The organism is Streptomyces sp. WM6372, from assembly GCF_001279655.1.
Taxonomy (GTDB): Bacteria; Actinomycetota; Actinomycetes; order Streptomycetales; family Streptomycetaceae; genus Streptomyces.
Map to the genome: position 1 here is coordinate 1 of NZ_LGDB01000050.1, position 4,093 is coordinate 4,093.

Annotated in this window: 2 protein-coding genes and 2 pseudogenes; 1 reads left to right on the plus strand and 3 read right to left on the minus strand. The window is 67.2% G+C overall.

The annotated features are described in order from the left end of the window. Window positions 1-739 precede the first annotated feature (739 nt). Both ADK52_RS06530 and ADK52_RS06535 read right to left on the minus strand, forming a co-directional pair. A complete protein-coding gene (locus ADK52_RS06530) occupies window positions 740-1,036 on the minus strand; it encodes a hypothetical protein (RefSeq protein WP_053688824.1) in 297 nt (98 codons plus the stop codon). A 789-nt stretch (window positions 1,037-1,825) separates the two neighbouring features. Beyond that, window positions 1,826-2,275 (minus strand): annotated as a pseudogene (locus ADK52_RS06535) (hypothetical protein); the annotation flags it as partial. Window positions 2,276-2,337: 62 nt separating this feature from the next. Between ADK52_RS06535 and ADK52_RS44920 the strand changes: the two are divergent. Continuing rightward, a pseudogene (locus ADK52_RS44920) lies at window positions 2,338-2,490 on the plus strand (ImmA/IrrE family metallo-endopeptidase); the annotation flags it as partial. Between the two features lie 368 nt (window positions 2,491-2,858). Here the strand turns inward: ADK52_RS44920 and ADK52_RS06540 are convergent. Continuing rightward, the gene (locus ADK52_RS06540) at window positions 2,859-3,761 is read right to left on the minus strand and encodes a hypothetical protein (protein ID WP_136227622.1); all 903 of its coding nucleotides are present in this window, start codon (window positions 3,759-3,761) and stop codon (window positions 2,859-2,861) included. Window positions 3,762-4,093: the final 332 nt, after the last annotated feature.

A 4,093-nucleotide genomic window follows, 5' to 3' on the forward strand; every position in this document is an offset into this window, starting at 1 on the left:
GCCTAGGGAGTGTCGTCAAAGTAGCGTCGGCCGCCCGAAGGGCGGGGCTGGCGGGGTCTGGTGCGTGCGATCGCAAGGCGGAGGAGGGAATCGACGCGGAGCGTCGGTGACCGACGACAACGCGGCGAGCGTGCGTGCCAGACCCCGCCAGCCAGACGGGACTTTGACGACACGACCTAGGGCAGGTCCGGCCGACTCTGGAAGGCGAAAGGTGACCGAAGGTAGGCCCCGGGGATGGTGCTCAGGCCGCCAGTGGAGCCGATGCCGGCGCAGGCCGCGGAGTCGGTGACGGGCCCGGCTGCCGTGCCGGCCGGGGTGGCGTACGAGCAGAAGGACAGGGTTTCGTGGTGTCCGGTGTCCGGCCGGTTTTGCTGAGGAAGCCCTGCTGAGACCGTGCACCATCTGGTGTCAGCGGCGGCTGTTACGGGTCTGGCCATGACAAGCCCCGACGGGTGACGATACCGGCGGAACCTCTGTTATGAGCTGGTATTGAGGCGGCTACCTCAGCCCCATCGAGTTCGAGGAGAAGTACTGCTCCAACCAAGCGACGATTGAACAAGCGAACCTAAACCCCCGCCAAACCACCCTGAGCAGCCAATCAGCACCTCCCGCACAACAACGGGGGAACCTCAATGTGACGGCTGGGCGATTCCGGCAGCCGACTGAGCCCGTTTGCAGCGGGGGCGAACGGTAAGGTCCGCCCCCGCTGCATGTCGTACTAGTCAGCCGCAAGCGCCTGTCAGCTGTATTTGCGAATGGTGACGTCCTGGGCATTGCCCCACGGGCAGTACACGTAGACGGATCCGGTCCCGGACATCGTGTTGCTCGTGGCGCTGGCGCCCAGGGAACACCAGACGGTCACGTCCCACAGGCCCGTACCCGTGCACGTCCCCTTGCCCCACGTCTGCCCCTTCGACTTGCTGCAGCTCAGGGCCTGTGTGCCAGTGTCCGTCGCGCTGGCGACACCGCCACCTACCAGGCCCACCGAAGTCGCCAGACCAGCTGCGACTATAGCCGCCACGAATTTGCCTCGCATGCTGTTCCCCTTTCCGTGACTACGGACCCGGGGCGAGTCCCCCCGGTTCCCCATGAACGTCATCTTGCTGCAGTCATGACACAAGGAACAACGGCGGATTCCGCCATGCCCGGCTCTCGATACCCTCCGGGCCGATAAGGAACGACTGCCCCTCTGGCACACCTGCTCATCCAGGACTGCGTCCAGCCGCGCGAACAGCGCGCTGAACTCCTTCATCAGCGGCGTGACCACCCGAGGCCAAGGCGCTTCGCGGCGAGTGAAGTGCACCCGCCAACCTGTGATCGACATAGGCCCGGACAGAACCCGGCAGCAGACTGCCGTGGTCTTGACGGGGTCCCCAGGTGTTGGTGCCTCCGGACCGCAGGAGACTGGGTGTGTGCTTGGCAGCGATCAAACGATCTTCGGGGGAGTGAGGGGCGGTCGCCGCCGAAGATGCCTCGCTTAGCGCGGGTACGGGGGCTACGCGAAGTACTGCCTTTTCACACGGGCGAATGGGCCAAGCGGCTCGTGACCCGACCGGGCGGCATTACGGATCCCGACCGGCCCTGTGACATCCGCTGGGTTTTGGGGCGGTGATTTTCCGCCAGCCCTGGGGCGGCCCCTGTGAGGGCGTGGGGGTGACGTGGGCGCTGCCACCCCGTCACCAGACATCCGACGGGATTTGCGGCGTTCCCTGATCCCGGACCTTCCGGTGCCCCTGAACTGCTGGGACGCTGGATGCGCTGGTTCCGCCGAGCCACGCCCGAAAGGCAGTTTGCTCATCGCCGGAGGGGCACCAGCGCGGGTTGGTCAGCGCTTGATGCGTCCGCGTACGGCGAGGGCGGCCAGGGCGAGGAGTGTGGGTTCGAGGAGGCGGGAGGTCATTTCGATGTAGGTACCGGCGGTCGTCAGATCCTGTCCACTGGAGCGGAACATCACCGAGTTGAGTGTGACGCTCAGGGCCTTGTCGAACCGCTTGCTAGTGAACCTGCTTCCCGTGGGGTTCTGCGGATCAGCCTTGTCGATCACGAAAGCGACCTTGCCTCCACCAGCTGGCACGGTGCCGGTTGCCTTCTGCTTCGGCGAGTCCTGAGGGATCCCAAAGCCCATCAGTAAGACGATCGTCACGAGCATCGCGGCAGCGAGCCACCCCAGAGCTCGGGAGGCACGCAGGCCGTACCCGGAGATTAGCCAGTAACCGTGCAGGAGACCGCGTTCGCCGGGCGGGGTGCCAGTGCGGTCAAGGCGGCGCATCTCCATCCGCCGCGCCGGCCTGGATCCCAAGTAGGCCGAAACCGAGGCAGTAGGCCGAAACCGAGGCGCACCGCTTCGCGGGCGCCTTCCTGCTTCCAAAGGAACGCGCAGAGGAAGCACTCAGCGGCCCGCTGATGCTCCGCGAGTTCGCCGTCCTCAAGCAGCGCTGGGGTGTCTCCATCCAGGCTTTGATCAACCGCGCCTACGACCTAGTGCTGTGACCGAGAAGGTTTGCCGGGTTGCTCGATGTGCTGGTCGGATGTGACGACTTCGACTGGCATGGGGCCCCGCAGTCACCGACCGCGGGGCCCTCACCTTCAGGGCGCCACGCAGCAGGTTCAATGCCTGCCGCCAGGGTGGCCCTCGGCGCGCTGGGCCCCACATACTTCAGGGGGATCGCCATTCCGAATGGCCGGACACGGGACGCGGTGCCGCCTACCCGCCACCGGGATCCTGTCGGGGCCTGCCAGGCGGTCGTGTCTCACCGGGCCGGAGCGACCGGCGAGCGCCGTACGTTGCCCAGCTCTACGTGAAGGCCACGGCGGCGGCGAAGCCCTGACGCCCAGGGGCGGGGGCGGCCATGCCCTGGTTATACGCCGCCCTCGATGAGGGTCCAGCCGGGGGAGATGTCGTCCAGCGGCCCGACGCTCTTGTAGTCGCCGTCGACCAGCTTCGAGGCCGAGGCGGTGCCGTCGGACTTGTAGAAGAGCAGGCTGTCCGAGGTTCGGCCCACCTTCTCCCAGAGGTCGGAGGTGCCGACCCCGCGGAAATGGAAGACCCAGCCGTCGGTCGCCGTGCCCGCCCGCAAGTCGAGTTTCCCGCCCGCCTTCGCCCAGGACAGCACCGAGTCCCTGGTGGCGGTCAGCTGGCCCAGGTGGTCCTCCCCCACCAAGCTGCCCCTGCGCCCGTAGACGCCGCCTTCCAGGGTTCCGTACTCGCTCTTGTCCCACGAGAAGGTGGCCGCCCCTGGCCGGGCCGCGGCGGTCAGCGTGTCGCACGAGCCGGCCATGGTCACCCAGCCCTTCTTGAAGTCGTCGTACGTGCGCACCTGTTGGTACTTGCCGTTCCGCAGGGTGCCGGTGATGCCGTGGCCGGTCTGGCCGTTGTAGAAGAGCACCGAGTCGCCGGAGGCCTCGACCTGGGTCCAACCCGTCGGGAAGTTGCCAAAGGTGCGGGTGCGCGCGTACTCGCCGTCGGTGAAGGTGCCGACCTCCCCAGCCCCGGTGATCTTGTTGTACAGCAGCAGCGAATCGTGGCTCGCCGCCGCGTGCGTGTAGCCGCGCGGCAGGTGGAACTCCCCGTTGGACTCCCAGTGGCCGGCGGAGAGGGTTCCGGTGACGGCGGAGCCGCTACCGGTCCGGTAGAACAGGATCGAGGTGTTCCCGCTGGTGCCGAAGCAGGACGCGGAAGCGGACGCGGGGGTGACGGGACCCGCCAGCAGCACCGCCACTGCAGAAGTCGCCAGCGTGACCACCAGGGATTTCCTCATCATTGCCCCATTTCGTCGCGCGTGGGCGCGCGCGTCGGGCGTCGTGGGGTCCCCCGCGCCTAGGGGGTTCCCCGCGTGGATGCGGTCGCAGCGGCCGACGTCACGGGTCGACCGAGGCTGCGACGGGCGGCACGACCTGAGCCCCAACAGGGCGCCTACCGGCGATTCCCGCCCATGTGCAACGCCCTCGTCCATTCTGCGCCGCATCGGGACCCGTCGCATCCAGGCCCGGCGCCTAGGGCGTGTCTCTTGGGTGGGTTGGTCAGTTGATCGGACATGTCTGTCCGATTAGTGATTACTGATGCGATGTGGGCTCGGATCGAGCCGTTGATGCC

Coding starts and splice junctions, on each gene's coding strand:
- ADK52_RS06530 (WP_053688824.1), bottom strand. CDS start 1,036: ATGCGAGGCAAATTCGTGGCGGCTATAGTCGCAGCTGGTCTGGCGACT.
- ADK52_RS06540 (WP_136227622.1), bottom strand. CDS start 3,761: ATGATGAGGAAATCCCTGGTGGTCACGCTGGCGACTTCTGCAGTGGCG.